23 protein-coding genes are annotated in these 26983 nt (G+C 45.8%); 13 read left to right on the plus strand and 10 right to left on the minus strand.

Annotated features, from left to right (window positions below; all coding sequences use genetic code 11):
* The first annotated feature begins 104 nt into the window (after positions 1-104).
* On the plus strand, positions 105-5300 hold the full coding sequence (locus tag QUA90_RS14805) for a PAS domain S-box protein (RefSeq protein ID WP_333446246.1): 5196 nt from the start codon (positions 105-107) through the stop codon (positions 5298-5300).
* 77 nt (positions 5301-5377) lie between these two features.
* Here the strand turns inward: QUA90_RS14805 and QUA90_RS14810 are convergent, their stop codons facing one another.
* Entirely contained in the window at positions 5378-5941 is a 564-nt protein-coding gene (locus tag QUA90_RS14810) for a Uma2 family endonuclease (protein ID WP_333446248.1), read from the minus strand.
* A 228-nt stretch (positions 5942-6169) separates the two neighbouring features.
* Between QUA90_RS14810 and QUA90_RS14815 the strand changes: the two genes are divergently transcribed.
* Positions 6170-7555 (plus strand): lipid-A-disaccharide synthase-related protein, encoded by a 1386-nt coding sequence (locus QUA90_RS14815; RefSeq protein WP_333321962.1) that lies wholly within the window; start codon positions 6170-6172, stop codon positions 7553-7555.
* Between the two features lie 321 nt (positions 7556-7876).
* Here the strand turns inward: QUA90_RS14815 and QUA90_RS14820 are convergent, their stop codons facing one another.
* On the minus strand, positions 7877-8668 hold the full coding sequence (locus QUA90_RS14820; protein WP_333321958.1) for a 2-phosphosulfolactate phosphatase family protein: 792 nt from the start codon (positions 8666-8668) through the stop codon (positions 7877-7879).
* A gap of 124 nt (positions 8669-8792) precedes the next feature.
* Between QUA90_RS14820 and QUA90_RS14825 the strand changes: the two genes are divergently transcribed.
* Positions 8793-9686, plus strand: coding sequence for an EI24 domain-containing protein (locus QUA90_RS14825; protein ID WP_333446251.1), 894 nt, complete (start codon positions 8793-8795; stop codon positions 9684-9686).
* 3 nt (positions 9687-9689) lie between these two features.
* Here the strand turns inward: QUA90_RS14825 and QUA90_RS14830 are convergent, their stop codons facing one another.
* Positions 9690-9944 carry a hypothetical protein gene (locus tag QUA90_RS14830; protein WP_333446253.1) on the minus strand — a complete coding sequence of 85 codons (255 nt, stop codon included), beginning with the start codon at positions 9942-9944 and terminating at the stop codon, positions 9690-9692.
* Between the two features lie 467 nt (positions 9945-10411).
* Here QUA90_RS14830 and QUA90_RS14835 point away from each other — a divergent pair, with 467 nt between their 5' ends.
* Together QUA90_RS14835 and QUA90_RS14840 are read left to right on the plus strand one after the other, a co-directional pair.
* Positions 10412-11143 (plus strand): DUF7873 family protein, encoded by a 732-nt coding sequence (locus QUA90_RS14835; RefSeq protein ID WP_333446255.1) that lies wholly within the window; start codon positions 10412-10414, stop codon positions 11141-11143.
* 473 nt (positions 11144-11616) lie between these two features.
* Positions 11617-12555, plus strand: coding sequence for a serine/threonine-protein kinase (locus tag QUA90_RS14840; protein ID WP_333446257.1), 939 nt, complete (start codon positions 11617-11619; stop codon positions 12553-12555).
* Here the strand turns inward: QUA90_RS14840 and QUA90_RS14845 are convergent.
* The 3 genes from QUA90_RS14845 to QUA90_RS14855 form a co-directional block, all read right to left on the minus strand.
* Positions 12549-13172, minus strand: coding sequence for a J domain-containing protein (locus QUA90_RS14845; RefSeq protein WP_333446259.1), 624 nt, complete (start codon positions 13170-13172; stop codon positions 12549-12551). The genes QUA90_RS14840 and QUA90_RS14845 overlap by 7 nt on opposite strands.
* 130 nt (positions 13173-13302) lie before the next feature.
* The gene (locus tag QUA90_RS14850) at positions 13303-13896 is read right to left on the minus strand and encodes an ATP-dependent Clp protease proteolytic subunit (protein ID WP_333321941.1); all 594 of its coding nucleotides are present in this window, start codon (positions 13894-13896) and stop codon (positions 13303-13305) included.
* A gap of 228 nt (positions 13897-14124) precedes the next feature.
* Complete coding sequence (locus QUA90_RS14855) at positions 14125-14784, minus strand: ATP-dependent Clp protease proteolytic subunit (RefSeq protein ID WP_333321938.1); 660 nt, start codon at positions 14782-14784, stop codon at positions 14125-14127.
* A gap of 72 nt (positions 14785-14856) precedes the next feature.
* Between QUA90_RS14855 and QUA90_RS14860 the strand changes: the two genes are divergently transcribed.
* The 5 genes from QUA90_RS14860 (at position 14857) to thrB (ending at position 19021) form a co-directional block, all read left to right on the plus strand.
* Positions 14857-16092 (plus strand): VWA domain-containing protein, encoded by a 1236-nt coding sequence (locus QUA90_RS14860; RefSeq protein WP_333321936.1) that lies wholly within the window; start codon positions 14857-14859, stop codon positions 16090-16092.
* A gap of 225 nt (positions 16093-16317) precedes the next feature.
* On the plus strand, positions 16318-16884 hold the full coding sequence (locus tag QUA90_RS14865; protein WP_333321934.1) for a Uma2 family endonuclease: 567 nt from the start codon (positions 16318-16320) through the stop codon (positions 16882-16884).
* 3 nt (positions 16885-16887) lie between these two features.
* On the plus strand, positions 16888-17379 hold the full coding sequence (locus QUA90_RS14870; RefSeq protein ID WP_333446262.1) for a tetratricopeptide repeat protein: 492 nt from the start codon (positions 16888-16890) through the stop codon (positions 17377-17379).
* A 52-nt stretch (positions 17380-17431) separates the two neighbouring features.
* Positions 17432-18001, plus strand: a complete 570-nt coding sequence (locus QUA90_RS14875) for a Uma2 family endonuclease (protein ID WP_333446264.1) — start codon at positions 17432-17434, stop codon at positions 17999-18001.
* 87 nt (positions 18002-18088) lie between these two features.
* On the plus strand, positions 18089-19021 hold the full coding sequence (gene thrB / locus QUA90_RS14880; RefSeq protein WP_333446266.1) for a homoserine kinase: 933 nt from the start codon (positions 18089-18091) through the stop codon (positions 19019-19021).
* 240 nt (positions 19022-19261) lie between these two features.
* Here the strand turns inward: thrB and QUA90_RS14885 are convergent, their stop codons facing one another.
* The gene (locus tag QUA90_RS14885; RefSeq protein WP_333446268.1) at positions 19262-20509 is read right to left on the minus strand and encodes a response regulator; all 1248 of its coding nucleotides are present in this window, start codon (positions 20507-20509) and stop codon (positions 19262-19264) included.
* 466 nt (positions 20510-20975) lie between these two features.
* On the opposite strand from QUA90_RS14885, the gene QUA90_RS14890 reads away from it, so the two are divergent.
* Positions 20976-23684 carry an endonuclease MutS2 gene (locus tag QUA90_RS14890; RefSeq protein ID WP_333446311.1) on the plus strand — a complete coding sequence of 903 codons (2709 nt, stop codon included), beginning with the start codon at positions 20976-20978 and terminating at the stop codon, positions 23682-23684.
* Positions 23685-23724: 40 nt separating this feature from the next.
* Here QUA90_RS14890 and QUA90_RS14895 read toward each other — a convergent pair whose 3' ends face one another.
* Entirely contained in the window at positions 23725-23853 is a 129-nt protein-coding gene (locus QUA90_RS14895) for a ribbon-helix-helix protein, CopG family (RefSeq protein WP_333446270.1), read from the minus strand.
* Between the two features lie 46 nt (positions 23854-23899).
* Between QUA90_RS14895 and QUA90_RS14900 the strand changes: the two genes are divergently transcribed.
* On the plus strand, positions 23900-25024 hold the full coding sequence (locus QUA90_RS14900; RefSeq protein ID WP_333446272.1) for a transposase: 1125 nt from the start codon (positions 23900-23902) through the stop codon (positions 25022-25024).
* A 290-nt stretch (positions 25025-25314) separates the two neighbouring features.
* A complete protein-coding gene (locus tag QUA90_RS14905) occupies positions 25315-26256 on the plus strand; it encodes a site-specific DNA-methyltransferase (RefSeq protein WP_333446274.1) in 942 nt (313 codons plus the stop codon).
* Here the strand turns inward: QUA90_RS14905 and QUA90_RS14910 are convergent.
* Both QUA90_RS14910 and QUA90_RS14915 read right to left on the minus strand, forming a co-directional pair.
* A complete protein-coding gene (locus QUA90_RS14910) occupies positions 26219-26770 on the minus strand; it encodes a hypothetical protein (protein WP_333446276.1) in 552 nt (183 codons plus the stop codon). The genes QUA90_RS14905 and QUA90_RS14910 overlap by 38 nt on opposite strands.
* Positions 26760-26972, minus strand: coding sequence for a helix-turn-helix transcriptional regulator (locus QUA90_RS14915; RefSeq protein ID WP_333446278.1), 213 nt, complete (start codon positions 26970-26972; stop codon positions 26760-26762). Before QUA90_RS14915 ends, QUA90_RS14910 begins: the two co-directional genes overlap by 11 nt.
* Positions 26973-26983 lie beyond the last annotated feature (11 nt).

Below are 26983 nucleotides of genomic sequence, written 5' to 3' on the forward strand. Positions count from 1 at the left end.
CCCAATCTGACGGTCAATGTATATGTACGTGCAATTGAATGACTGCCTTGAAAATAAAAGGTAAAATTCAAGTTAGTTTAACATTTTTTTGATTAATAAATATTATGAAAGCAGTTTTTAACTTAGCTTTGCCTCCTATCTGCTTTAAAGTTCTGTTAGTAGAAGACAACCCTCATGAAGCGGAGCTGATTGAAGATTTGCTGTCAGAAATTGGCGGCGCGCAGCGTATAGTGCTGACGAAAGTAGAGCGTCTCAGCGAAGCGCAGCAGCGATTGAATCAAGAAACTTTTGACATAATTTTATTAGACCTTTCATTGCCAGATAGTCTGGGAATCGAGACGGTGGCTCGGGTACAAGAGTACGGGGTAAATGTGCCGATCGTAGTTCTGACCGCCCAAAACGACGAAGAACTTGCCCTGCGGTTGATTGCGGTCGGCGTACAGGATTATTTGGTAAAAAGAAAAATCGACAGCGAACTGTTAATTCGATCGCTCCGTTACGCCATAGAACGCCAGAACAGTCAAGATGCTTTGCGAAAAAGTGAAGAAAAATATCGCTCGGTGGTGGAAAATTCCCTGATCGGCATTGCCATCATCGCTCCAATTATTGACAGCGAAATTCCTCTAAATTGCCACTGGATAGAAGTTAACGATGCCCTGTGCAATTTGCTGGGCTATGAGCGCTACGAACTCGTGCAAAAGAATTGGCTAGAGTTGACTCATCCAGAAGATTTGGAGGCGAATTGTGAAAATTTTTCTCAGATGTTAGCAGGTAGGCTCGACGGTTACATCTTAGACAAAAGGTGGCTCAGAAAAAACGGCGGAATAGTTCACACGCGAGTTTCCCGGCGCTGCATCCGTCGCCTGGACGGGTCTATCGACCGGATAATCGAAGTAGTGTTGGACGTGAGCGATCGTTACCGCTACGAAGCCAAACTGAAAGCGTCAGAAGAATTTTTAAACCACACCATAAATGCTACGCCAGACCCAATTTTTGTCAAAGACGAGCAACACCGCTGGATGATATTAAATGATGCTTTTTGTCAGTTGGTCGGCAAATCGCGACAAGAACTGATGGGCCAATCAGATTATGACTTTTTCCCCCAATCAGAAGCTGCTGTTTTTTGGACAAAAGATGAAGAAGTATTGACAACGGGTGTCTGCTTGGAAACCGAAGAAAAATTTACAGACTCTGCCGGGAAAGAACACATAATTTCTACCAAAAAAAGCGTCTTCCAAATAGCAGACGGCAGTAAAGTAATAGTGGGTACAATTAGAGATTTTACCGAATACAGACAGCAACAAAAAGCCCTGGAACAAAGCGAAGCTCGCTTTCAAAAATTGGTAGCTAACCTGCCGGGAATAATTTATCAATTACGAATGTCAGCAACGGGAAAATTGTCTTTCCCCTACGTCTCTTCAGGCAGTAGCCAACTCTACGAATTAGAGGCAGAAGCAATAGAGCAAAATGCGGAACTGATTTCCAAGGGAATTCACCCAGACGATCTCTTAGATTTAAAAACATCGATCGCAATTTCAGCCACAACGCTGGAACCTTGGCAGCAGCAGTGGCGGCAGACTTTACCATCTGGAAAAGTTAAGTGGCTGCAAGGAGCTGCGAGACCAGAAAGGCTCACTAATGAGAGCAAATCTGGCAACGAAGGCGATATTCTCTGGGACGGTTTAGTGATGGATATCACTGAATTAAAGCAGGCACAAACAGAGCGAGATCGTTTTTTTACCATCTCCTTAGACTTGCTTTGTATTGTAGGTTTTGACGGTCATTTTAAACGTTTAAACCCAGCTTGGTCAACAGCTTTAGGCTACAGTATTAGTGAATTGTTTGCCAAGCCAATGATCGAATTTGTTCATCCAGACGATCGAAAAGTCACGGCAGCCGAAGGAGCAAAACTAATCGCGGGTAAGTCCAGTATCTCCTTTGAAAACCGCTACATCTGCAAAGATGGTTCTTACAAATGCTTCCTGTGGACATCATCGCCATTTAGTGAAGAAGGTTTAATCTACTCAGTCGGTCACGACATTACCTATCGCAAACAAGCAGAGTCCCAACTCCAGCGACAAGCAGTAGCAATGGCCGCTGCTTATGACGGAATCGCCATTTTTAATAATAATAAAGAATGTATTTATTCCAACGACGCTTATCTCAAGATGTACGGCTTGGCTAGCCCTAGCGAACTGTATGGGAAGAAATGGCAAATGCTCTACAGCAAAGCAGAAAATTTATTTTTTGAAATCCAAATAATGCCGATGCTCCTGCAAAAAGGGTACTGCAATATAGAAGCGATCGGTCAGCGTCGGGACGGTACTAAGTTCCCGCAAGAATTGTCACTGACCATGCTTGCCGGTGGCGAAATTATTTCTATAGTCCGAGATATAACTAATAGAAAACAGGTAGAGTCAGCCCTGCGATCGAGCCAGCGCCGCTACCAAACTTTAGCCGAAGCATCGCCAGTTTGTATATTCCATACCGACACCTTGGGAAATTGCCTTTATGTGAATAAACGGTGGAGCGAAATTACGGGATTAAACGCAGAATTAGCAGCAGAAATTGGCTGGATGAATGCCATATATCCCGATGATGTCGAGCGGGTAAAAAATGAATGGCATCGAGCAATTAGTGAGAAAATTCCTTTTAAATCAGAATACCGCTTTCAGCGTCCAGACGGTCGGGTAATTTGGGTGATCGGTCAGGCAATTGCAGAAATCGGAGACAAGCAGGAGATTAAAGGCTATATTGGCACTATTACTGATATTAGCGATCGCAAACAAGCAGAATTAGATTTGCTGCGAGTTACTCAAGCGGTGGAAAGCACCAGCGATGCGATCGGCATTGCTGACTTGACAGGGCGATCGCTCTACCACAATCAAGCCTTTGTTCAAAAGTACGGCTACACCGCAGAAGAACTAAACACAGCAGGCGGATTAACAGCAATTTACCCTCAAACTAAAGTGCTGCTAGAAATGTTTAAAACGATCCGTAAAGGCAAATCTTGGCAAGGCGAACTCAAAATCAACACTAAAAACAACGAACTGGTAACAACTTTATTTCGCGCCGACGGCATTAAAGATGAAACTGGTCATTTAATCGGGTTAGTGGGAGTAATTACCGACATCAGCGAACGCAAGCAAGCTGAGATGGCGCTGCTGCACCAATTAAGGCGAGAGCGGCTGGTAGTTGCCATGCTCGATCGCATTCGCTCCTCCCTCAATTTAGAAGAAATCCTCACCGCTGCTGTCGAACAAGTGCGGCAATTTTTGCAAACAGACCGCACAGTTATTTACCGCTTTAATCCAGACTGGAGCGGCGTTGTAGTTGTGGAATCCGTGGCACATAATCGAATTTCGATGCGAGATTTTAACAATCTTGACGGCTGTTTTAGAGAAAGATTTGTTGAGATTTACCAGCAAGGCTGTATTCGTGCTATAGAAGATATTTACGCTGAAAATATGACCGAATGTCACATTAAATTCCTCGAACAATTAGAAGTTAAAGCTAACTTAATAGTGCCGATTTTACAAGCACGAGAAAGCATTTCCCAAGTGCAACCGACGGCAGAAAATCAGCTCTGGGGACTCCTGATCGCCCACGATTGCAGTGGCCCCCGTTCCTGGGATTCCTCAGAAATAGAATCCCTCCGACAATTGTGCGTGCAATTGGCGATCGCGATCCAGCAATCCACGCTATTTCAACAAGCACAAACCGAAATTGCTGATCGCAAACTTGCAGAATCTGCCCTCCAACAAGCTGCATTAGCTGCTGAAAGCGCCAACCGCGCCAAAAGCGAATTTCTTGCGAATATGAGCCACGAACTACGCACGCCTTTAAACGGCGTTTTAGGTTACACTCAAATCCTCAAAACCGACAAAGACTTAAGCTCTGATCACCAAGAAAGTCTCAGCAATATTCAACAGTGCGGTCAACACCTGCTGATGTTAATCGACGATGTTTTAGATCTTTCCAAAATTGAAGCTAGAAAAATGGAACTCTACCCGGAAGAGTTAAATTTTATAAATTTCATGAAAAACATTGCTGATCTCTTTCAGATGCGGGCCTCTCAAAAAGAAATTTCCTTCAATTACGAACAAGTATCTCCCCTGCCTAGCTGCGTTCGTGTCGATCCAAAAAGACTGCGCCAAATTCTCATAAATTTACTCAGCAATGCCGTTAAATTTACTAACAGCGGCGGTGTGACTTTCAAAGTCGGCTATGTCGGCACAGGGGCCTGGAATCGAGGGCAAGAAGAAAATTATGAGTTCTCGACTTTGAGTTCGGAACTGAAAGAAAATTATATGCGCTTCGCCCACAATCCGATCGCAGCCAAACACGCTTTAAAAATCCGCTTTCAAGTCGAGGATACCGGCACGGGAATAGACCAAAGCAAGTTAGAAGAAATATTTTTGCCATTCCACCAAGTAGGAGGCAATACCTTTGTTGAAGGTACAGGTCTCGGACTCTCGATTACCCAGAAATTAGCGAAACTAATGGGTACCGAAGTTCGCGTCCACAGCACTTTAGGAAAAGGCAGCACTTTTTGGGTAGATATAGAATTGCCAGCAGCTAAACGGTACTTGGAGGTGTCTCCTTTGCAGGAAAAACGCTGGCTTGTCGGTTTTATCGGCAACAAGCGGAAAGTGCTAATCGTGGATGACAATCAACAGAATCGCGATTTGTTGTGCAGGCTGCTGCGGCGTTTGGGATTTGAGCTTGCAGAGGCCCAAAACGGTCAAGAATGCCTCTGCAAAACAGTTGAATTTCAACCGGATGTCATTTTAATGGACTTGCGGATGCCTGTAATGGATGGCTTAGAAACTGCAAGAAGACTGCGGCAGTTGCCGGAAGTAAAAGATGTTGTGTTAATCGCTATGTCAGCTAGCGTTTTCGAGGCTACGCAGCAAGATAGCATCCTCGCAGGGTACGATGCTTTTCTTCCCAAACCGATCGAAGCAAATCACTTTTTGGAACAGTTGCGCGTGCGTTTGGGACTAGAATGGATTTATGGGGAATCTTCGGAAAACAGAAAGCGCAAACCTCCCAGTTTGTCACCAGCCTCTGATTTTCCTGCTTATTCTTCTCTGTTACCTGCGGCTTCTGAGTCGGTAGTAAAACTTTTGAAACTCGCAGCTATGGGCGACATTGAAGAAATTTTTGATGAGAGTGCTAAGCTGGAGAGTTTAGAACCTAATTTAATGCCGTTTGTCTCGAAGCTGCGCCAACTTGCTAAGGGATTTCAGCTCAAACAAATTCGGAATACTTTAAAGCAATATATCGATGGTCAGTAGTCAGTGGTCAGTAGTCAGTGGTCAGTGGTCAGTGGTCAGTAGTGATATCATGTGCGATCGCTCGATCGGACATGATATCACTCTAATAGCCAACCAAATAAATCTCCTACTGTCAGTTGCAATTCCCTGGAAAAAGATGGCATGGGCAATAACTGTTCCGGTTCGTCAAACACCTCCGTTGATTGAGTCGGCCGATATACAAAAACCGATCGCTCCTCTGGATCGATTAACCAACCCATTTGAGTTCCATGTTTGAGACAATATAAAATATTTTTAGTAACTTTAGTTTGGCTTTGGTCGGGGGAGAGGATTTCAATTGTCCAATCCGGGGCGATCGCAAACACATTTGCCACACCACCATTTTCTTTACGGGGAATGCGCTCCCAAGTGAATACAGTCACGTCGGGAACGATCGCTCGACCGCCGAAAATGCACCGTAGTTCTGGAAATGCTCGCGCCACCTTTTGAGGTTTAAGAGCAGTATTAGCAGCGCTTGTCAACTCGCCTTGAATGACACTATGTTCTCCTTGAGCCATTGGTTTTTGAATGATTTCACCGTCAATGTACTCGCTGGCTGGTTTGGTTTCTGGCAACTTCAGAAACTCTTGGAGTGTCAAAGATTTTGGCAGGGTTTGTACCATCCAATTTTACCTATAAAATAGGAGTTTCATCTGCTATTTTACCAAAAAGTCCCCGACTCGTGCGGGTCTACTTACTTCATTTTTTCCGCTATATAGTAGTTCTCAAAAAAGTGAGGTATGCCCAATGCCCCATGCCCCATGCCCAATGCCCCATGCCCCATGCCCCATACCCCATGCCCGATGCCCAATGCCCGATAATATGAGAGACAGTTTTTGAGAGAGTTGGGATTGAAATTACTTTGCCTCAGTAACGGCCACGGAGAAGACGCGATCGCCCTTCGCATCTTGCAGGAACTGCAACAGCACCCGCATCCGCCAGAATTAGCCGTGTTTCCGCTAGTGGGTGAAGGGCAAGCTTTCGCTCAACTAGAAAACGCCCGCATCATCGGCCCGGTGCAGCGGATGCCTTCGGGCGGCTTTATTTACATGGACGGGAGGGAATTTTTGCGCGATGTCAAAGGCGGCCTGCTGCAGTTGACAATCGCTCAGTTTAAAGCCATCCGCGCTTGGGTGCGGACCCAACAACAGTCTGGGAATCAAGACGGCGTTATTTTAGCCTGCGGGGATATTGTACCGCTGCTGTTTGCTTGGCTCAGTGGCGCGCCCTATGCCTTTGTCGGTACTGCCAAGTCCGAGTATTATTTGCGGGACGAGGACGGGCCTCTGGCTCGCAAATCCAGGGTCTTTGGTGGGTGGAATTGGTCGCGATCGGTTTATTTGCCTTGGGAGCGCTGGTTGATGACTCGATCGCGCTGTCGGGCCGTTTTTGCCAGGGACGCGCTGACCGCCGAGACTTTACAAAAGCTGGGAATTCCCGCTTACAATCTCGGAAACCCGATGATGGACGGACTCGAACCGGAAAACCCCGCCGGTTTTTACGGCCCTGACGCAGAGTTTCGGGAAATCGAGCGATCGCTCATCATCACCTTACTCCCCGGTTCTAGAGCGCCGGAAGCCTATGCTAATTGGCTGCTAATAGTAGAGGCTGTAGCCGGAATTTTATCGCTGTTTGCCGATCGCAAATTGTTATTTTTCGGAGCCATTTCTCCCCAGTTAAACTTAGAAGCTTTGCGACCTAGTTTAGAATTTTTCGGCTGGCGACAAGACGGCGAAATTAGAACGCAGCGGCGAGAAGGAAGTATTTTGCGACCTCCTGTTTCTAGCGCTCAAGAAATGCAGCAAGAATCTCCTAATTTACTATTGCCCATGACATTTGTGCAGAGAAACGCCACGATGATTTTGACTCAGCAAAGTTTTAACGATTGTTTGTACGAAGCCGATTTAGCAATAGCAATGGCAGGTACGGCTACAGAACAATTTGTAGGTTTAGGAAAACCCGCGATCGCCATTCCCGGAAACGGCCCGCAATTTACTTTCGCTTTTGCAGAAGCTCAAAGTCGCCTGTTAGGCCCGTCATTAATTTTAGTCAAACATCCCGCCGAAGTTGCCGGCGCCGTGCAGTCTTTGCTCCGCGACCCCGACAGGTTGCAGCTAATCGCTGAAAATGGCTGGCGCCGCATGGGAGAACCCGGTGCAGCAGCCAGAATTGCCGAATGTTTAATTCAGCGGTTCGGCGGTGAATGCAGCAATTCTCAATTGCCTGCAATCGACTAGGGACAAAACAATGTTTTGTCCCTACCAAATATCTTTAATTCTACTTTTTAAACAAAAATCTCGTTGGCTAACTACTAACTTCCGTTGTCTGTAGTGATGAATGCAAGTCCTCTGATTTTTATGAGGACTTGCATTCCGATGGTGCAAACCAATTTTATTGTGGTTGTTCGAGTAGGTGTGCAGGGCCGCGCACCTTACTAATAAGCTGTTCTGCCTTGAAATTGTATGTCAAAAAAAATCAAAGTCTTGTGGGGTGGGCGTCCCGCCCGCCCTGAATATACAATTTAAATGCGCGACAGCTTACACCACTGGCAGAAAAATTTAATTCGCCGTTTTTTCCGAAGATGGAACCCAGAAATTAGCTTGAGGAATTTTAAAATCCGACTTAACCAACACTCCCGGTTCTCGCTGCACAGGCAGCACATCTAAAGTATCCGTTTGCGCGCAATATTTTAAATCTTCAATAACACCTAAACCGAGGAGGCGCTGACCGTGGCTGGCCCTTTCCAACAATTCGTGCAACCTATCTTGCCAGTGCAAATAAAGAGCAATAGCCCCAAATACTTCATCGTTACCAGCAAAATCGCTCGCAGGAATACCGCTTTCTGCCAGGAGACTTTGGGCGATCGCACCAGCACAAACCGTATCTTCCAACGAATAACTCCCTTCCCAACCAGAACCCACAATCCAAATAGTTTCTGGCTGTTTATTTAACAAAAACTGCACCACAGATTTGCGGTTAATCAAAGCCGCCGTTAACACAGTTGCAGCAGCTTGCACTCGCTGCAGAGCCCGAGTGCCGTTAGTTGTGCTGATAAAAATTCGCTTCCCAGTCACCTTTTCTGGCGTGCAGTCGAAGGGGGAATTCCCCATGTCAAATCCGTCAACTTTGCCGCCGCCGCGCTCTCCAGCGCGAATCCGCTTATCTGCAGGCCATTTTTCGCTCTCGGCCATTAGCTTATCTAAGTCGCTGAAAACTTGGACAGCTTCCGCCCCATTATTCAGGGCCGTTGCCATTGTCGTAGTCGCCCGCAGCACATCAACTGCGATCGCGCAAGCCGGCATTTTGTCGGCTGGCGTAAGTTCCGGGGTATGGTAAATAAAAAGCTTCACTTTTGGGCAACCTGCGATAAATCCTCATCAGTCATAATAATAGAATTTGTACCCTGAGCGTAGTCGAAGGGCTTTCTTCCTTCTTCCTTCTTCCTTCTTCCTTCTTCCTTCTTCCTTCACCTATATGTCAAAACAGCTCAATTCAAATCCCGCCCACGCCGCCATTACCGCACCAATTGGACTCCTGGCAGGTTTCACCTATCCTTTGCGAGCTTTCACGCTAATTTTGCAAACTCCCAAGCTGTGGACTTATGTATTAGTTCCTGTGGTACTAAATTTTATAATTGGTATCGGTCTTTATTTAAGCTTGCTATTTCCCAGTTTGGCAGGGATAGACGTTTTGGTTGCCGATTTGTCCGTCCGATTTAATACTCTAATTGCGAGTTTTCCAGCTTGGCTGAGCTTTCTGGGCGTGTTAACAGTTGCTTTCGGCTGGCTGCTGCGCGTACTCCTAGTGTCAGGACTTTTGCTGATAATTGGATTTTTGTTAGTGCAGTTTGGCGTGATTTTAGGTTCGCCCTGGTACGGCAAACTTTCCGAACAATTGGAACTGCTGCGGAACGGTCAATTGCCCGCAGAAGCACCAATGAATTTGGCGAGTAGTTTTGGGGATATTCAAAGGGCGATCGCCTTTGAACTGCGAAAACTACAAATTTTGTTGAGCGTCGGTATACCGCTGCTGCTGCTAAATTTTATTCCAGGAGTCGGCTCTATTCTTAGCAGTTTGGGTGGCGTAGCTTTGGGCGCGACTATTGTCTGTTTGGACTTTTTAGATGCACCTTTGGAGAGGCGCAGGCGACCTTTTCAGGAGAAATTGGAGATAATTTGGGCGAGTTTGCCGGCCAGCGGGAGTTTTGGTTTGGTTTGTTTGGGTTTGGTGAGCATTCCGCTGTTGAATCTGTTGGCGATTCCGCTGTGCGTGACGGCGGGAACTTTGTTTTTTTGCGATCGCATTTGGCCTGCCCGCTTTGCCCCAGAAGAAACTCATAGCGATCGAGAAACTAACATTACAAATTAAAAACTAGGGAGATGCTTCTTCCTTCGGCTGACTCTGGGAGTTAATACCCAAAAACGGGCTTAACAACAGCCAGCTAATGAAGAAAAAGGATGCTGTAAATAGCTGGACAATATCGATCGCCGACAAATATCCGTCAGATAATAGTGCAATAGTTCTATCTGTCAGCCCGAATATCCAAGAGAGAATCCCAAACAGCCAAATGCCTTTTTGGAGCATGGGCAAAAATGCTGAAACTTCGGAGTTTTGCGACTTGTTCATTGATTTAGCCCTTGTTTGCGAAAAGTCTGATTAACCGGGGCACCCCAAGGGCTTAAGGATTTTTGGTGTCTCCTCGGATTCCCTTTGTTATCTATATGTTAAGAAATATTTCCCGATATGACAACGCGCCCTGAGAGGGATTCCCGCATCTATCTCCAGAGGTAGTTGGAGCGCTGACAAAGAGTTATATTTGCTACACTTTGGCAGCGAGGCTAGAGATTTTGCCGATTTTTTGAGAGATAAATTGCTGGGCACGGATAGCAGCGGGTTCTCTTGGCACAAAAAAAAGCTTGTAATTTATATTGAATTATGTAATGCTACAAAATGAACAAGTCTGGTTAAAGAACGATCGTGAAGTTTGTACTGAGGAGGGAGAGTTATCAAAGCCCTAAAAGCCACAGGACAAACCATTTGATTATCAAAATCAACCGGACTTGATGTGAGTTCAGCGTCAATAAAATCGAACAATGGCACGCTTAAATCAGATTATTGCGATCGAAAAAGGCATCAAAAGTCGCTCGGTTCAAGAACTGGCAGAAGCTCAAAAAGCTCTCCAGAAGCCCGCTGTGCTTTCTGGAATCTCCCGCACTTACCGCCCAAAAGACGAAGAAGGCGAACAACTGCCGCCAGAGTCCAAAAAAGTTGAAGTCAAAGCAGAAGAGATTATCCGCAAAACGACTGAAGTTTTGACGAAACTCTTCGACGTAACCGCAACTAAGGATTGGACAAATTGTAGGGCTCGCGCAGACGTGACTGTAGACGGAAACGTGCTTTTGAACCAAGTTCCCGTCAGCTATTTGCTATTCATTGAAAAGCAGTTAGCAGATTTGCAAGCATTCATCAAAAAACTTCCAGTCTTAGATGCTTCCGAGACTTGGAACTTCGATGCTTCGGCAGATTGCTGGGCCACAGAACCGGTGCAAACTCTCAAGACTTTTAAAACTCCGCGCAATCACGTTAAAGCTGAAGCTACCGAACACCATCCGGCTCAAGTCGATGTTTATTACGAAGATATTACGATCGGCTATTGGCGGACTGTCAAGTTTTCTGGAGCTTTGCCAGCGCGGCGGATCAATGAGTTGCTGCAAAGGGTGGAAATCTTGCAGCAAGCTGTTATGTTCGCCCGCGAAGAAGCTAACAATTCTGAAGTTGAGGAACAGAGAGTGGGAGAGCGAATTTTTCAGTTTATTTTTCGCTGATTGCTTGCTTTTTTGATAGTTATGGTTTAAGATATAAACAGAGTACAAGTTTAAACTCAAACTTCAACTTAAACCGTACAAATGTGACAGTGCAGGTTCGACTCCTGTCCCTCCTACCCAAAATAGAGCGCAAAATAGGGGGGTAGCCCAATTGGCAGAGGCAGCATTGCGTACAAATTCAACAGCAAGCTATTACTCTAAACTCAGCATTCACCGCCGATCGCTAAAACGAATGTCAGGAAAATCACATCATCGAGGTTGCTGGCTCATATCCAGCCCCCTCTACCAAACGCAGGGGGGTAGCTCAATCGGTAGAGCGCGATGCTATTAATCTTAAATCCTTGACTTAAATGTGATAGCGTGCCCAAATGGGCGGTAAATATAAACCCAGTAGTAAGGTCAGAACTGCTGGGTTTTATGCTAATAATTGATTCAATTCGTTAAATCCGTCAGTCCTGGACGTATCAAGACAGATGATTTATTGCATCAATCCTCACTGCGAACAACGCGAAAATCCTGCTGCTGCTCAAAATTGTCAGGCTTGTGGCACAGATTTGTTAATTGGCGATCGCTATCGCATCCTTAAACCAGTGCGATCGCCCAATCCCGCACGCCCCACAGACATCTTTGAAGTCGAAGATTTGGGGACCGGGGAAAACGAATGGGGAACTGTCAAAATTTTAAAAGTCTTGAAACACACCCACAATCCCGATTTAGTTCGCTTGTTCAAGCAAGAAGCGCGAGTTTTGATTTGGCTGGCGGGAAAGGGTTCAGTACCGCAAGTGGAACCTGATGGTTATTTCCCAATTAAACTTCCCCATAATTTCCAGAAATTGTCTTGTTTGATAATGGAAAAAATTACCGGAGAAAACTTGGCAGAATTCTTAACTAAAAAACAGTACGTTTCTCAAAAGCTGGCTCTTGATTGGCTGCAACAAATGACCAATATTTTGCAGGAAATCCACAAACATCATGTAGTGCATCGGGATATTAAGCCATCCAACCTGATGGTTGAAGCCCATGGGAAATTGAGATTAATTGACTTCGGCGCCGCCACAGAAGCAGAGATAGAGACCGCACCCATAGGTTCTGCTGGATACGCTGCACCGGAACAAATTCTAGGTAAAGCAGGCGTGAGATCGGACTTTTTTGCCCTAGGGCGTACTTTTGTACACTTATTAACAGGCATAGAGCCGATCGACTTTCCCGTTAATGAAAAAACTGGTAAAATTAATTGGAGGAACCAGGCTGTAGATATTGACCCGTTACTCCTAGAGTCGATCGACGAATTGATCGAACCGCTACCGGAAAACCGACCGGAAAATACCCAAGTTATTTTAGAAAAATTAGAAAAATTAAAAATTCACGACGCAGACCCCCTGCAAAAGGGGGACGCAACATCGCTTCAATAAATCTCTTCCAGCCGGCGAAAATCCCGCTCAACTTCTGCCCACAAAGCCCGATTGTGAGGGTCAGTTTTCACAGCCTTTTTCAAATAAATTCTCGCCTTATCAACCTGCTTTTCTCCGATCAAATGCCGTCCCCAGCGCTGATAGGCGATCGCCTGCCACTGACGCACCTCCAAATCTTCGGGAACCCGCTGGGCCAAACCCTCAATCAAGGCGATCGCCCGCGGGAACCTCTGATATTTCAGCAACTGCTGCAACTCAAAATAAGCATCTTGCTTTAACTTTTGTTCCACCGCCGACAGATCCGTATGAGATTGAACCGCAACCTCTTTTCGAGTCACCTTAACTGGCTGCGGTTGAGCTTTCACCCCCTGATCCGGCGGTGTCGCAGTAGGTGGAGTTGAATTGGCAACTTTCGACTCCGCAACATGGTGGGGGGCAACATTCACCAGGAACTTATAAGCCTCTGTAATAGCAATAAACTTATTTTTAGCCTGTTCGTTTCCCGGATTCACATCGGGGTGATACTGTCTCGCTAACTGCCGATAAGAGGTCTTAACTTGCGATAAACTCGCACCTGACCTCAGTCCTAACTGTCGGTAATAATCTGCAATATCCATCTAGCATGAATGAGCGTTTATAATACCATTAAATATGGCAGAATCCTTAAATGTAAAGATTCTGCCAAAATTTATTGCGAACTAGGTTGTAGTGCGAGGGTTGCCCGCAGTACTGAGGCGAAAAAATAGCTTACGGACGCTCTTCGATCACTCTGTCAATCAAGCCGTATTCCTTAGCTTCCTCAGCGGACATGAAATAGTCGCGATCCATGTCCTTCTCGATTTTCTCGATCGGCTTGCCAGTATTCTTAGCATAGATACCGTTGAGTTGGTGGCGCAGTCGCAGAATCTCTTTCGCCTCAATCTGAATATCCGTTGCTTGTCCCCGCGTGCCCCCAGAAGGCTGGTGAATCATGATTCGCGAGTGAGGCAAAGCTAACCGTTTCCCCTTCGCACCGGCAGCTAACAGGAAAGAACCCATCGAAGCAGCCAAGCCCACACAAATCGTCACCACGTCTGATTTAATGTGCTGCATGGTATCAAAAATAGCCATGCCTGCCGACACCATCCCGCCTGGGGAATTGATGTATAAAATAATATCCTTACCTGAATCTTCCGAATCAAGATAGAGCATCACAGCGATGATTTGATTGGCAATTTCATCGTCAACGTCCCTGCCCAAGAAAATAATCCGTTCCCGGTAGAGGCGATCGTAGATATTAATCCACTGAGTATCATAACCCCCCGGCATTTTGTAGGGAACTTTTGGCACACCTATAGGCATAATTCGGAACTCCGTTTAGTTGGTAATTGGTGATCGGGCAATTGGGCATCGGGCATTGAGCATCGGGCATTGGTAATTGGGAATCGGTAATTGAGAATTGTTAGTCATAAAAAGACTATTTAAGAACTAATCAGGGTAGAAACTACTAGCCATTAACCCTTAATTCTTACTCATGCCACATTACCCATTCCTCATTCCCCATTACCCATTCCCCATTCCCATTCCCAGTTAGATGACTCCTGCAGGCAGCGGTTTCGGCAATTCTTCCGAACTTTCAAGAACGCGATCGATCAAACCGTATTCTTTAGCTTCCTGGGGCGTCATGTACAGCAACCGATCCATATCTTTAGTAATCTTTTCGATCGGTTGGCCAGTACAGCTTGCAAAAATCTCAAGCATCGTCGCTTTATTTGCCAGCACTTCCTTAGCCCGAATTTGAATGTCGCTTGCTTGACCCCGCGTGTACGCCTTGGGTTGGTGCAACACAATCGAAGCGTGGGGCAAACTCGCCCGACAGCCTTTTGTACCAGCCGCTAACAGCATCGCAGCCATACCCATTGCCGAACCGAGACAAATAGTGTGCACGGGCGGCTTAATGTACTTGATCGTATCGCAGATAGCGAAGGCTTCTGTTTCAAAGCCGACGGGTTCGCCACTGTAACCAGAAGTGCCGGTCGAGTTGATGTAGATTTTGATCGGCTTATCCGGGTCTTCGTACTGCAAGAACAACAGTTCAGCGATAATTAGTTCTGTTACCGCAGGCACTAGAGGCATCCCCAGATAAACGATCCGCTCCTTCAGCAACAGGGATGGCAAATCGGGAGGTGGCGTCCGAGAGTTCCCTTCCCCGTAGTATGGCGATTGCACAGCTTTAATTGGTGTGTTCATATAACCGAAATGTTGCCTGAACTGATGGAGCTATTCTTAAAGAAATAGTAACGCAATCTTTAGGTATCCCGCATGAAAGTTAGTTTGCTCCCGGTTTTAAACGACCCTAACCTTGACGCTGCTGCGCCCTCGACGCAGCGCCAGCTAGCTATTTCAGTGTCTGCGACGGCAAGCTCGATCGACTCCAGCGTACCCTTAAACCTGTGCCTGATTCTCGACCACAGCGGTTCGATGGGCGGACGCCCCTTGGAAACCGTCAAACAAGCCGCCGGACGGTTGCTAGACAGGTTGAAGCCTGGGGATCGCTTTTGCGCGGTGGCTTTCGATCATAAAGCCAAAGTCCTCGTCCCCAATCAAATTGTAGGAGATCCCAGCAGCATTAAACGGCAAATTGAGCAATTGCGATCGGCCGGTGGCACAGCAATTGATGAGGGCATTAAGTTAGGTATTGAAGAGTTGGGCAAAGGTAAAAAAGAAGCTATATCTCAGGCATTTCTGCTGACTGACGGCGAAAACGAACACGGCGACGACAGCCGCTGTTTGAAGTTGGCTAAATTGGCTGCCGACTACAACATGACTTTAAATTCTCTGGGATTTGGCGATAACTGGAACCAGGATATTTTGGAAAAGATTGCTGATGCTGGTGGCGGTGCTCTGGCTCACATTCAGCGTCCTGAAGATGCGGTTGACGAGTTTGGGAAACTGTTTAGTCGCGTCCAAGGTGTAGGTTTGACTAATGCTTATTTGCTATTTTCCCTAATGCCAAAAGTGCGGTTAGCCGAACTAAAACCGATCGCCCAAGTTGCCCCGGATACGATCGAATTGCCAGTACAGCAAGAGGGCGATCGTTTTATGGTGCGCCTGGGAGATTTAATGAAGGATATAGAGCGAGTAGTTTTGGCTAATATTTATATTGGACAGTTGCCCGAAGGTACACAGGCGATCGGGCAATTGCAAATTCGCTACGACGATCCGACTGTGGGTTCAAGTTTACTTTCCGATCCCGTTGCAGTTTCTGCTAATGTCCTGAAAGTTTATCAGCCGGCAATTAACCCGATGGTACAGCAGCACATTTTAGCTTTGGCTAAATACCGCCAAACTCAACTGGCAGAAACTAGATTGCAACAGGGCGATCGCGCTGGCGCAGCCACGATGCTGCAAACTGCTGCTAAAACTGCTCTGCAAATGGGCGATAAAAGTGCCGCAACTGTGCTGCAAACCTCTGCTACTCGTTTGCAGTCTGGTGAACAATTGAGTGAAGCCGATCGCAAGAAAACTCGGATTGCTTCTAAAACTATTTTGAAGTAATCGGGCGATTTGAAATTTTAAATAATTTTAAATTGGGCGATCGGACAATTTGGTGATGCGAAATCGCCTCTACAAAAACGAAACCCGCGCCCAGGCGGGTTTCAATATTCTGAGTCTCGCCTGCAGCAAAAAGCGAAAGTCAGTGTATGCCGATTGTTTCAAGCTGTGGATCGTGTAGAAGCTCGATCGTTTAGAATGTTTGTATCACCTATCAAGAGTGCTTGTATGAACCAGACAATATCTGATAAAGTACGCTGGACTACCGCCGATTTAGAACTATTGCCCGATAACGGCGATCGTTACGAAATTATTGATGGGGAGCTATTTATGACTAGAGCACCGCATTGGGGGCATCAACAGACTTGTGGCAGATTTTTTTCTTGCCTTGATACTTGGTCGATGTCTACTGGTTTGGGACGAGCCGCCATCAATCCAGGCCTTATTTTCACTGATGCTGATAATGTCATACCTGATGTAGTTTGGGCCAGCAATGAACGCTTGGCTATCTTGCTAGACGAAGCAGGCCATTTAACCGCCGCACCCGAGTTAATTGTTGAAGTATTGTCCCCCGGTGCAGACAATCATAGACGCGATCGAGATTTGAAACTCAGACTCTATTCGGTACGAGGAGTACAGGAATACTGGGTTGTGAATTGGCAATTGCAGCAAATAGAAGTTTATCGCAGGGAACAAGCAAGTTTAAGGCTCATTGCTACGCTGTTGAGCAATGATGAACTAACTTCACCTTTGTTGCCCGGTTTTAGTTGTTCTGTCGCTCAAATTTTTGCCTAAATTATGAAATCATCATTTTACAATTTAATTGCTACTATAGGAATCTTGAGTATCTTGGGTAATGTATCCCCTGCTGTTTCTGCTGAATCTTCAGCTTTAATAGTTCAAAGAACTCTTGTTAAAAATTCTGCTGAAGACTTATTTAACAGCGCTTTAGCCAAATCAGAAGCAGGAGATATTCAAGGGGCGATCGCCGATTACACCGAAGCCATCCGCCTCAACCCAAACTACGCCAAAGCGCACAACAAACGCGGCATTATCCACGCCCGCCATCTCAAAGACTATCAAGCAGCTAAAGCAGATTTCGATCGCGCAATTGAAATTAACCCCAACTACGGCGACGCCTACTACAACCGCGCCAGAGTCCGCGAGTTCTTAGAAGACAAACCGGGGGCGATCGCCGATTATCATAAAGCAGCCGAACTCTATCAAAAAGATGGCAATACCAACGATTATCAAGATGCTATCAAGCATCTTCAAATGCTGCAAGAATAAATGGGTTGTGAAAAAATGGTAGAATATGATTAGTCTTTAAGAAATACATACTATGGTTGCCACCAAAAGTCACAACTACGCATCCCCGGAAGACTATTTAGAAGGGGAAAAAATCAGCCCCATAAAACACGAATACAGACAAGGCGAAATTTATGCCATGGCAGGAGCAAGTGATGCTCACGAGACAATTGCAGGCAACTTATTTGCACTGCTGAGAAACCACGTTCGGGGTAGAGGATGCCGAATTTACATAGGAAACATGAAAGCCAGAATTGAGCAAGCAGATGTGTTTTACTATCCAGACATCATGGTGACTTGCGATGAAAGAGATAGAAGCCTGGAATATTTCAAACGCTACCCGCGCTTAATAGTAGAAGTTTTATCTCCAACAACAGCAGCATTCGATCGCGGAAATAAATTTGCCGACTACCGCACCTTAGAAACTTTACAAGAATATGTAGTTATTAACCAAGAGAGAATAAGTGTAGAATCTTACCAGCGCAATGCAGAAGGGCGCTGGGAACTTTACCCTTACGCGGAGGGCGAAGAAGTTCGCTTGGCTAGCGTAGACTTTCAATGCCCGATCGCACAAATTTACGAAGATGTTCTAGGAATCAGTTAAAATAGTCGAGCGCACAAACACCAAAAAACCATCTGTGTTCATCTGCGTCCATCTGCGGTTAAACACTTCAAATTAACTATTCAAAAAATGCCCGAAACTTCCACCGTCACCGTCACCGTACCCGCCACAACCGCCAACCTAGGCCCCGGATTCGACTGCATCGGCGCCGCTTTAAGCCTCTACAACCGCTTCCAATTCTCCCGACTCGAACCCTCAGCAACAGAGAAACTAAAAATTACTGTTACAGGCAAAGAAGCCGCCAAAGTCAAGACAGACGACAGCAATCTCGCTTATCAAGCTTTTCTCAAGTTATACGATCGCCTCCAACAATCGCCGCCCCCTGTAGCGATACATATAGATATGCAAGTTCCGCTGGCTAGAGGTTTGGGGAGTTCCGCCACAGCTATTGTCGGTGGGTTAGTCGGTGCAAATGAGTTAGCCGGTGCGCCTTTGACTCAGGTGGAAGTGATGCAATTGGCGATCGAACTTGAAGGACATCCAGACAACGTTGTCCCCGCTTTACTCGGAGGATGTCGCCTCGCTGCTAGCAATCCACCAAGCGGTTCCTGGGAGATTTGCGATATTCCCTGGCATCCAAATATTGTGCTCGTGGTAGCCATTCCCGATTTTGAACTTTCTACAGCCGAAGCGCGCCAAGTTTTGCCCGCGGATTACAGCAGGGCTGACGCGATTTTTAATGCCGCACACCTCGGTTTGCTAGTGCGGGCTTTGGAAACTGCGAATGAAAACTGGCTGCGCTGCGCCCTCCAAGACAAAATTCACCAACCTTACCGGCAATCTCTGATTAAGGGATATGAAGCGGTGCAACAAGCCTCCGTGAATGCAGGGGCCTATGGAATGGTAATTAGCGGTGCCGGCCCAACGCTTTTGGCTTTAACGGATGCTACTAATGCTGATGCGGTTGTGAGGGAAATGGCGGCTGCTTGGATGGAATTTGGGGTAAAGGCAGATGTAAGGGCGATCGGCCTTGATACTCAAGGCGCGCAAGTCTCCCTTTAGTTATTCCAATCCTAGACACACAACATCTACATAACCGTGTTTTGTAGGGGCAATCTCCCGTGGTTGCCCCTCTCGATGGAATTATTCATATTTCAATTCTCTTTTCGATAACTTCTGCCATTCCCTCTACAAAATTTTCCCTGAAAAAAGTGCAGTCATTGTAGGGGCGGATTCACAAGAATTTCCGGCTACAACCAACCATTTCAAAAACCCGCCCCCACCAACGGTAAATACTGTTAATTAACTGTGACGCAGCGGAATCTCTATCTGAATTTTAGTGCCTTTACCCGGTTCGGAAAAACACTTGAACTCTCCTTTGTGCTGGTCTACAATTATCCGATAGCTGAGAGCAAGTCCCGATGATATGGGTGGTTCCGCAGGTTTTGCTCCCAAAAATGGATCGGAAATTTCGGCTGTGGTATCTTTGCTATGTGCGATGTCGTTATCAGCAATCTCAATCGAAATTCGCTGAGCATCGACCACCTGAGTGGTAATCAAAATCACAGGCTTAAATTTGACGGATTCCAACTCCTCTAACTCTTGAGCCGACTCTTCCAAAGCATCGATCGCGTGATTGATTATATTCAGAAAAGCTTGATTGAGCAGACCTGCATAACACTCAATCTGTGGCAAATTGCCGAATTGTTTGATCACCTTGATGTCTCGCCTTCCCTCGCGAGCCGGCAAGCGGTGCTGCAACAACAACAGAGTATTTTCTAAACCGTCGGAAACATCAAATAACTGCCAGCCCGATCGATCGCTGCGGGAAAAATCCTGTAGCGACAAGATTATTTGGCGGATGCGATCGCTTCCGGTACGCATGGAACTCACAATTTTTAATAAATCGTCGAGTACGAATTCCACATCCATATCTTGTTGTTTTTGCCGAATTTCCGCTCCGGGCTCGACTAGCTCTTTTTGATACAATCGCAGCAGTTCAATTAAATCGGTAGCGTAGCTTTGGACGTGAGTTAGATTGCTGTAAATAAAAGTAATTGGGTTGTTAATTTCGTGGGCGATACCTGATACCAATTCGCCCAAACTTGACATTTTTTCAGTTTGTAGCAGTCGATCGCGCGACCGATCCAATTCTTGTTGGGTGAGAGCCAACTGCGCCCTCAACTCGTGCGATCGCTTAGACGCGCGCACCCGCGCCAATAATTCCTGCTTAACTATCGGTTTAAACAGAAAATCGTCCCAGGGCGCATCCAATTCTTGAATTTCATCAAATTGCTCCGGTGTTGTCAGCAGAATAAAATAGGCTGTCGCCAATTCTCCATCGGCTTTCAGCAGCCGGCACACCTCCAAAAAGTTGATTTGAGGCGAAGTCCCGTCGCAAATTATCGCATCGGGGGACAATTCCCTCGCCAATTCTAAACCCTCCTTATCGTCGGAAACGACTCTCACCTGATGTCCCTCTTGGCTGAGTAACTCTTGCACAACTTGAAAAGTCACAGTATCCCCGATGATCGCCAGAATCTTTGCCATACTTCTACCAACTCTACAAATTACTTTTTAGGATACAACCGCCAGAATTGCGCTGACAGATTTAAAATTCCAAAATAGTTCAATTACATCAAAAAACAACCGATGCCCGCTTCCTCAAAACCCCAAATCGCCCATACCATTTTAGATTTTATATTTTAGAGCAAAAAATTGGGAATGATTTACTGTATAATAATAGTTGGGAGCTTGCCTACAGTTGCATATTTTTTTGGGACTGGTATCACTAGAAGGTATAATTTTAGACGGGCAATGCAAAAATGCAAATTTTCTCCTTCGTAATTAATGGTACATCAGAGCTTTCTGCCGAAAGACTGCTGAGGGCGATCGCAGATAGTTTCTCAAATTGCGCCAGGAAACAATAAAAAACTTTAAAATCAATTAATAGTATCGTTAAATTCACCTTCTCGGTCAGCGCCTGAGAATGCCAATTACCAACACCACCTCAACTTTGATTCAAGCCGAAACACTAGAACTATTAGAATGGCCGCGCCTGTGTCAGCACTTGGCTACCTTCGCGGCCACCAAACTTGGCGTCGCCGCCGCCCTCGACCTCGAAATCCCGGCAACTCAACCTCAAACAGCAGAACTCCTAGCCCAAACTCAGGAAGCTTATCAGTTAGACAGCCGCGCTGGCGGTGCTTTGAGTTTTGAAGGAATCCAAGACATCGGCACTTCTCTGCAGCGAGCCGAACTGCAAGGTTTGCTCAGCGGCGAAGAATTGCTGGCAATTGCTACTACCCTCGCCGGAGCAAGGCAATTGCGCCGGATAATTGACTCTCAGGCAGATGTGCCGACGCTCAAAGAACTGGCATCCCAATTGCGGACTTATCCCGAACTAGAGCAAGAAATCCATCGCTGTATAGACGATCGCGCTCAAGTAGCAGACAGAGCCACTCCTAAATTAGCAGGAATTAGAGTTCAAATGCGACAGTTGCGCGATCGCATTTATCAAATATTGCAGGGGATTTTGCAGCGCCAATCCAACGCCGTACAAGAACAGCTAATTACCCAAAGAAGCGGACGCTTTGTCATTCCCGTCAAAGCTCCCCAAAAAGATGCCATACCGGGCATCGTTCATGACTCCTCGGCCAGCGGCGCGACTCTTTACGTAGAACCCCACAGCACAGTCAATCTTAACAACCAAATGCGGCAGTTGCTCAGGCAAGAACAAGCCGAAGAAGAAGCAGTCCGCCGCGCCCTCACGGAGCAAGTCGCAGCAGTCAAACCCGATTTAGACAGATTGGTGGTGGTAGTTACAACTTTAGATTTAGCCGCCGCTAAAGCGCGTTATAGTTTTTGGTTGCAAGCAAATCCGCCGAAATTTATCGAATTGGGAGAGCCAGAATTAGCACCAAAAAATCCCGAAACAGAAGATGAGGAAAAAGAAGATGAGGAAAAAGAAGATGAGGAAAACTCAGAAAACAGTCAATTATTAATTCGCAACCTGCGATCGCAAATTACCCTGCGCCAGTTGCGCCATCCTTTATTAGTTTGGCAGCAACAGCACGAGCAAGGCTTTCCAGTCGTGCCGGTCGATTTAACGATCGCGCCGCACATCCGCGTCGTCGCCATCACTGGCCCCAACACTGGTGGCAAAACTGTCACCCTCAAAACCTTGGGCTTGGCAGCTTTAATGGCAAAAGCCGGAATGTTTGTTGCCGCCCGCGAACCCGTAGAATTGCCTTGGTTCGACAATATTTTGGCCGATATTGGTGACGAACAATCTTTGCAGCAAAGTTTGTCTACTTTCTCCGGCCATATCCGCCGCATCAGCCGCATTTTAGAAGTTTTACACAATAAATCGCAGGCTGAAGGGGAAGAAAATTCAAACCTTCCAATTACTAATTCCCAACAGCAAGACCCAGAAGTCACAGCTACACAGAACACTGTTTCTGCTCTCCCAATTCTCAAACCTAAATTACAAATTCCCCAACCCCAAATCCTAAATCCCAATTCCCAATTACCAATTCCCAAATCTTTAGTTTTGTTAGACGAAGTAGGAGCGGGGACAGACCCCTCAGAAGGCAGTGCATTGGCGATCGCCCTGTTGCAATACCTCGCCCAACATTCCCTATTAACAGTTGCAACTACCCACTTTGGCGAACTCAAAGCCCTCAAATATCAAGACTCCCGCTTTGAAAATGCCTCAGTAGAATTTGACGACAATTCCATGCAGCCAACCTATCGCTTGCTGTGGGGAATTCCCGGACGTTCCAACGCCCTCACCATTGCCAAAAGACTCGGTTTGCTACCAGAAATTGTCGAAGAAGCTCAAACCTATGTCGGGGGAGCGTCTCAAGATGTCAATCAAGTGATTGCTGGGCTCGAAGCACAGCGCCGGAAACAGGAAACCAAGGCCAGAGAAGCAACTCAACTGCTACACCAAACCGAAAAACTGCACAGAGAAGTTTCTCAAAAAGCAGCGGCTTTGCAAGAGCGGGAGCGAGAACTAAAAATAGCTCAGGAAGTGGCAGTAAATGAGGCGATCGGGTCGGCAAAATCAGAAATTGCTCAAATCATTCGGCGCTTGCAGTCGGGCAATCAAACGGCTCAAAATGCCCAACAAGCGACAGAAACCTTAAATCAAATTTCCCAAAAACATCTCCCCTCTCGACAGCAACCGGCTAAACCCAAACCGAGTTTTATGCCGAAAGTGGGCGATCGCATCCGCATTCCCAGCTTGGGCCAAACCGCCGAAGTCCTCAGCGGCCCAGACGCTAACGAAGAGTTGAGCGTTCGGTTTGGGATTATGAAAATGACTGTCAAATTAGGAGAAATTGAATCCCTCGACGGTCAAAAACCGGAAACTAAAGCTCAATTAGCCAAGGCGGCCGCCCAAGCACAAGCACTCGCTACCGCTAAAGCTAAGCAAGCAGCGGCGGAATCTCCAAAACCCAATCCCGAAATTGCCATTCGTACTGCTAATAATTCGATCGACTTACGGGGTGCGAGAGTCTCAGACGCAGAAATCGAAATAGACAGAGCTCTTTCCAAGGCCGTGGAATACGGAGTGCTGTGGATAATTCACGGCAAAGGTACGGGACAGTTGCGGCGCGGGGTTCACGAGTTCCTCGCGACTCACCCGCAGGTTTCCCGCTTTGAGCTCGCCAGTCAAAAAGAAGGGGGTGGAGGTGTGACGGTGGTTTATTTGAAATAGTCAGGATTTACCGGAGAAATGGTTCTAAAGCCCCGTCCTTCTAGGACGGCTTTCTCTTTGTCTTAAGGCTTCGGATGAGTTCCCTTAAAACATCTGATTGGGATCTTCCAGTGGCTTTACAATAGGTTTCTAACTTCTCAAACTCTTCATCAGTCAGTCTAAAAAACACACTTTTTTTCAGGGCAAAGTATATCTAGATGATATACAATACTAGCATGAAAACACTAAAGTTCAAGCTCTATCAAAGCAGTCGGAATAAACACCTTAAGCGGTCTATCAATGCTGCCGGGGTGATTTATAACCATTGCATTGCACTTCACAAACGGTACTACCGGATGTGGGGTAAGCACTTGAATTGCAGCAAACTTCAAAGTCATATCGCCAAACTCAGAAAGCGTAAAGCATTCTGGCAACAGGTTGGATCTCAGGCTGTACAGGATATCTGTCAACGCATTGAGAAAGCCTACCAACTGTTCTTTAAGCATCACAAGAAAGGAGTTAGACCGCCCAACTTCAAAAAGGTTAGACGATACAAATCGTTCACCCTTAAACAAGCTGGCTACAAGTTCTTGACGGGCAATCGGATCAAGATTGGGAATCGCGTTTATCAGTATTGGAACTCCAGAGAAATAGAGGGAACAGTCAAGACGCTAACCATTAAGCGCACGATTTTAGGAGAGTTGTTTATGGTTGTCGTTGTTGACAGTGTTGATGAGTCAGAAACCAAATTCGAGACAGGTAAAATTGCTGGGTTTGATTTTGGCTTGAAAACATTTCTCACTTGCTCTGATGGTTCCAAGATTGAATCACCGCAATTCCTCAAACAATCCCTGAATGCCATCAAGAAAGCGAGTCGTCAGCACTCCAAGAAACGAAAAGGTTCAGCCAGTCGAGAACGAGCCAGATTGAATCTAGTTCGCAAGCATGAAGACGTGACCAATCGCCGCTCTGATTGGTTCTGGAAGTTGGCGCATGAGTTAACGAATCGGTTTGATGTTTTGTGCTTTGAAACGCTTAACTTGAAAGGGATGCAGCGTTTATGGGGACGCAATATCTCAGATTTAGCATTCGGGGAATTCCTGAAAATCCTCGAATGGGTGGCAACCAAGAAAGGGAAGCAAGTCGTCTTTATCGACAGATGGTATCCGAGTTCTAAGACTTGCTCGAATTGTGGGCACGTTCTCAAAGAATTGGCGCTAGAGGTGCGTGAATGGCGTTGTCCGTCCTGTGAGTCTGTTAATGGCAGAGACGAAAACGCCGCCATAAATATTTGTGCGGTTGGGGCATCAACCGCTAAGTTAGGTGATGTTAGACAGGCGAAGCCTGCAATTGCTGTCTGAGCTTAGAATCCCCTCGCCTTCAGGCAGGGGAGTATGTCAAGCATTTCCGGTTGACTCGTAATTATAGCAATCCTAAATCATTTGTGAATTTCTTACTCCCGAACCAGGAGTTCGGAGAGGGTTGGGGTGGGGTAAAAAATTTACGACTCCTGCAAGGACTGCTATATCTAGTTGTCTGCAGCAACACAAGTCGCAACGAACATATCATACTGATGCAACCGGAATGGATACTAGACTGCAAATGTGGCATAATTAAGAGTTGATTTACCACTTTAGTAACTGCCTGACTAATGACAAAAACTCCCTCAAATGAAGTTTTGATTGGCGACTGTCGTGAAGTGATGAAGACCTTGCCAGAAAATTATATTTCAGCGTGTATCACTGATCCACCTTATAATTATGAATTTATTGGTCATAAATGGGATGACTCAGAAATTCAAAGGCGTATTGAAAGAGTCAATGGCAAGGAAAATAAAACCCTTGTTAAAAACATTCCCTATGGCAGTGGTTTAGCAGGTGGAGTCAGAAACGAAAAATGGTATCAAAGGAATCGTAACAACACTCTGGATTATGAAAAGTGGTGCTTTGAGTGGGGTGAGCAGCTTTTTCGGATCTGCAAACCTGGTGCGACAGTTTTAGTTTTCAACAGCACACGGACTGTTGCTCACGTACAAGTAGCACTTGAAAATGCTGGTTTCTATGCGAGAGATATTCTTGTTTATAAAAGATCGAGTGGTATCCCTAAAGGTGTCAATATTAAACAACAGTTAGAGAAGAAAGGATATGAAAATTCTGAAAAATGGGATGGTTGGCACAGTTGTCTGAGGAATGAATGGGAAGCAATCTGCGTACTTCAAAAACCACTGGTCAATAATTACTTGGAAACTCTACAGGAGTATGGTACTGGTGTATTTTATACTAAAGATCAGTTTGGTGGTTTTCAATCAAATATTTTAGAAGGTATACAGCGTGAGAAAACCGAGGAGTTTAACGTCCATTGCACCGTTAAACCAATCGCTCTAATGAGAAAGCTGGTCGAAATATTTGTACCGCGTTTGGAAAATTCTATTCTAATCGATCCTTTCGCAGGATCGGGAACTACTTTGCTGGCGGCGCAAGAATTTGGCATTAGGTATGTTGGGATTGAAATAGTACCTGACTACATAGAGATTATCAACAAGCGCCTTGATAGTTTCAGCGGTATACAGGGAATTCTCCCACTTTTTCAATAAGAAATGACTTTAAATCAAACCCGCTTATTGTTTTTATGAACTCAAACGAATCGTCCCCTGTGTAAACTTTCCAAGTCCCTACTTGGCACGCTGTAATAGCTGCGGGCAAATTATCTTGTCTAAGAATTAAGAATACGGGTTCGTAATTATAAGTACGAAGTAGTGGGCCATAAGATTTGAACTTTTTCAGTGTTCCAGAGTCTCCTGAGCCAATACGATATTTTGTATCTATTGCGTACCCATCAACAATCAGATCGCACGGCTCATCGCTTCCAACTTTAAATGCTGGCTGAAAGCTACTGCAATATGTTTTACACGTTTCAGTAACTAACAATTGCCAACACATACCTAACTCACGTCCCCAATATTGCCTATTTTCTTTTTTTATTATTGGAGAAATACCAAACACATCCATTAAAATATCGTGTTCTTCATTCTCTTCTGCATAAATTTTTTTTGTAAATGAGTTTTGGTATCTTTCTAAAATTTCCTCTAGTCTTCTTTCAGTCATCATCAACTACCAGAGCAGCTAGACTAACGGATAATGCCTTGGCTATTTTGCTTGCATTAAGTAGGGTTATATTCCTTTCACCTCGTTCAACTGAACCAATATAGGTGCGATGTAATTCAGATAGTTCTGCAAGCTGATCTTGGGAAAGATTTCTGAGCTTTCTGAAATGTCTAACTTTTTTACCAAATTGCTCCGTAATATCCATAGATGGCGCCA

Source organism: Microcoleus sp. D3_18_C4, from assembly GCF_036702355.1.
Lineage (GTDB): Bacteria > Cyanobacteriota > Cyanobacteriia > Cyanobacteriales > Microcoleaceae > Microcoleus.

Bases quoted from the DNA above. Each gene is read 5' to 3' on its own strand.
- QUA90_RS14865 (WP_333321934.1), top strand. From the start codon at position 16,318: ATGAACCAGACAATATCTGATAAAGTACGCTGGACTACCGCCGATTTA.
- QUA90_RS14840 (WP_333446257.1), top strand. From the start codon at position 11,617: ATGATTTATTGCATCAATCCTCACTGCGAACAACGCGAAAATCCTGCT.
- QUA90_RS14805 (WP_333446246.1), top strand. From the start codon at position 105: ATGAAAGCAGTTTTTAACTTAGCTTTGCCTCCTATCTGCTTTAAAGTT.
- QUA90_RS14825 (WP_333446251.1), top strand. From the start codon at position 8,793: ATGTCAAAACAGCTCAATTCAAATCCCGCCCACGCCGCCATTACCGCA.
- QUA90_RS14885 (WP_333446268.1), bottom strand. From the start codon at position 20,509: ATGGCAAAGATTCTGGCGATCATCGGGGATACTGTGACTTTTCAAGTT.
- QUA90_RS14860 (WP_333321936.1), top strand. From the start codon at position 14,857: ATGAAAGTTAGTTTGCTCCCGGTTTTAAACGACCCTAACCTTGACGCT.
- QUA90_RS14855 (WP_333321938.1), bottom strand. From the start codon at position 14,784: ATGAACACACCAATTAAAGCTGTGCAATCGCCATACTACGGGGAAGGG.
- QUA90_RS14810 (WP_333446248.1), bottom strand. From the start codon at position 5,941: ATGGTACAAACCCTGCCAAAATCTTTGACACTCCAAGAGTTTCTGAAG.
- QUA90_RS14905 (WP_333446274.1), top strand. From the start codon at position 25,315: ATGACAAAAACTCCCTCAAATGAAGTTTTGATTGGCGACTGTCGTGAA.
- QUA90_RS14835 (WP_333446255.1), top strand. From the start codon at position 10,412: ATGGCACGCTTAAATCAGATTATTGCGATCGAAAAAGGCATCAAAAGT.
- QUA90_RS14875 (WP_333446264.1), top strand. From the start codon at position 17,432: ATGGTTGCCACCAAAAGTCACAACTACGCATCCCCGGAAGACTATTTA.
- QUA90_RS14845 (WP_333446259.1), bottom strand. From the start codon at position 13,172: ATGGATATTGCAGATTATTACCGACAGTTAGGACTGAGGTCAGGTGCG.
- QUA90_RS14870 (WP_333446262.1), top strand. From the start codon at position 16,888: ATGAAATCATCATTTTACAATTTAATTGCTACTATAGGAATCTTGAGT.
- QUA90_RS14830 (WP_333446253.1), bottom strand. From the start codon at position 9,944: ATGAACAAGTCGCAAAACTCCGAAGTTTCAGCATTTTTGCCCATGCTC.
- QUA90_RS14850 (WP_333321941.1), bottom strand. From the start codon at position 13,896: ATGCCTATAGGTGTGCCAAAAGTTCCCTACAAAATGCCGGGGGGTTAT.
- QUA90_RS14915 (WP_333446278.1), bottom strand. From the start codon at position 26,972: ATGGATATTACGGAGCAATTTGGTAAAAAAGTTAGACATTTCAGAAAG.
- QUA90_RS14900 (WP_333446272.1), top strand. From the start codon at position 23,900: ATGAAAACACTAAAGTTCAAGCTCTATCAAAGCAGTCGGAATAAACAC.
- thrB (WP_333446266.1), top strand. From the start codon at position 18,089: ATGCCCGAAACTTCCACCGTCACCGTCACCGTACCCGCCACAACCGCC.
- QUA90_RS14910 (WP_333446276.1), bottom strand. From the start codon at position 26,770: ATGATGACTGAAAGAAGACTAGAGGAAATTTTAGAAAGATACCAAAAC.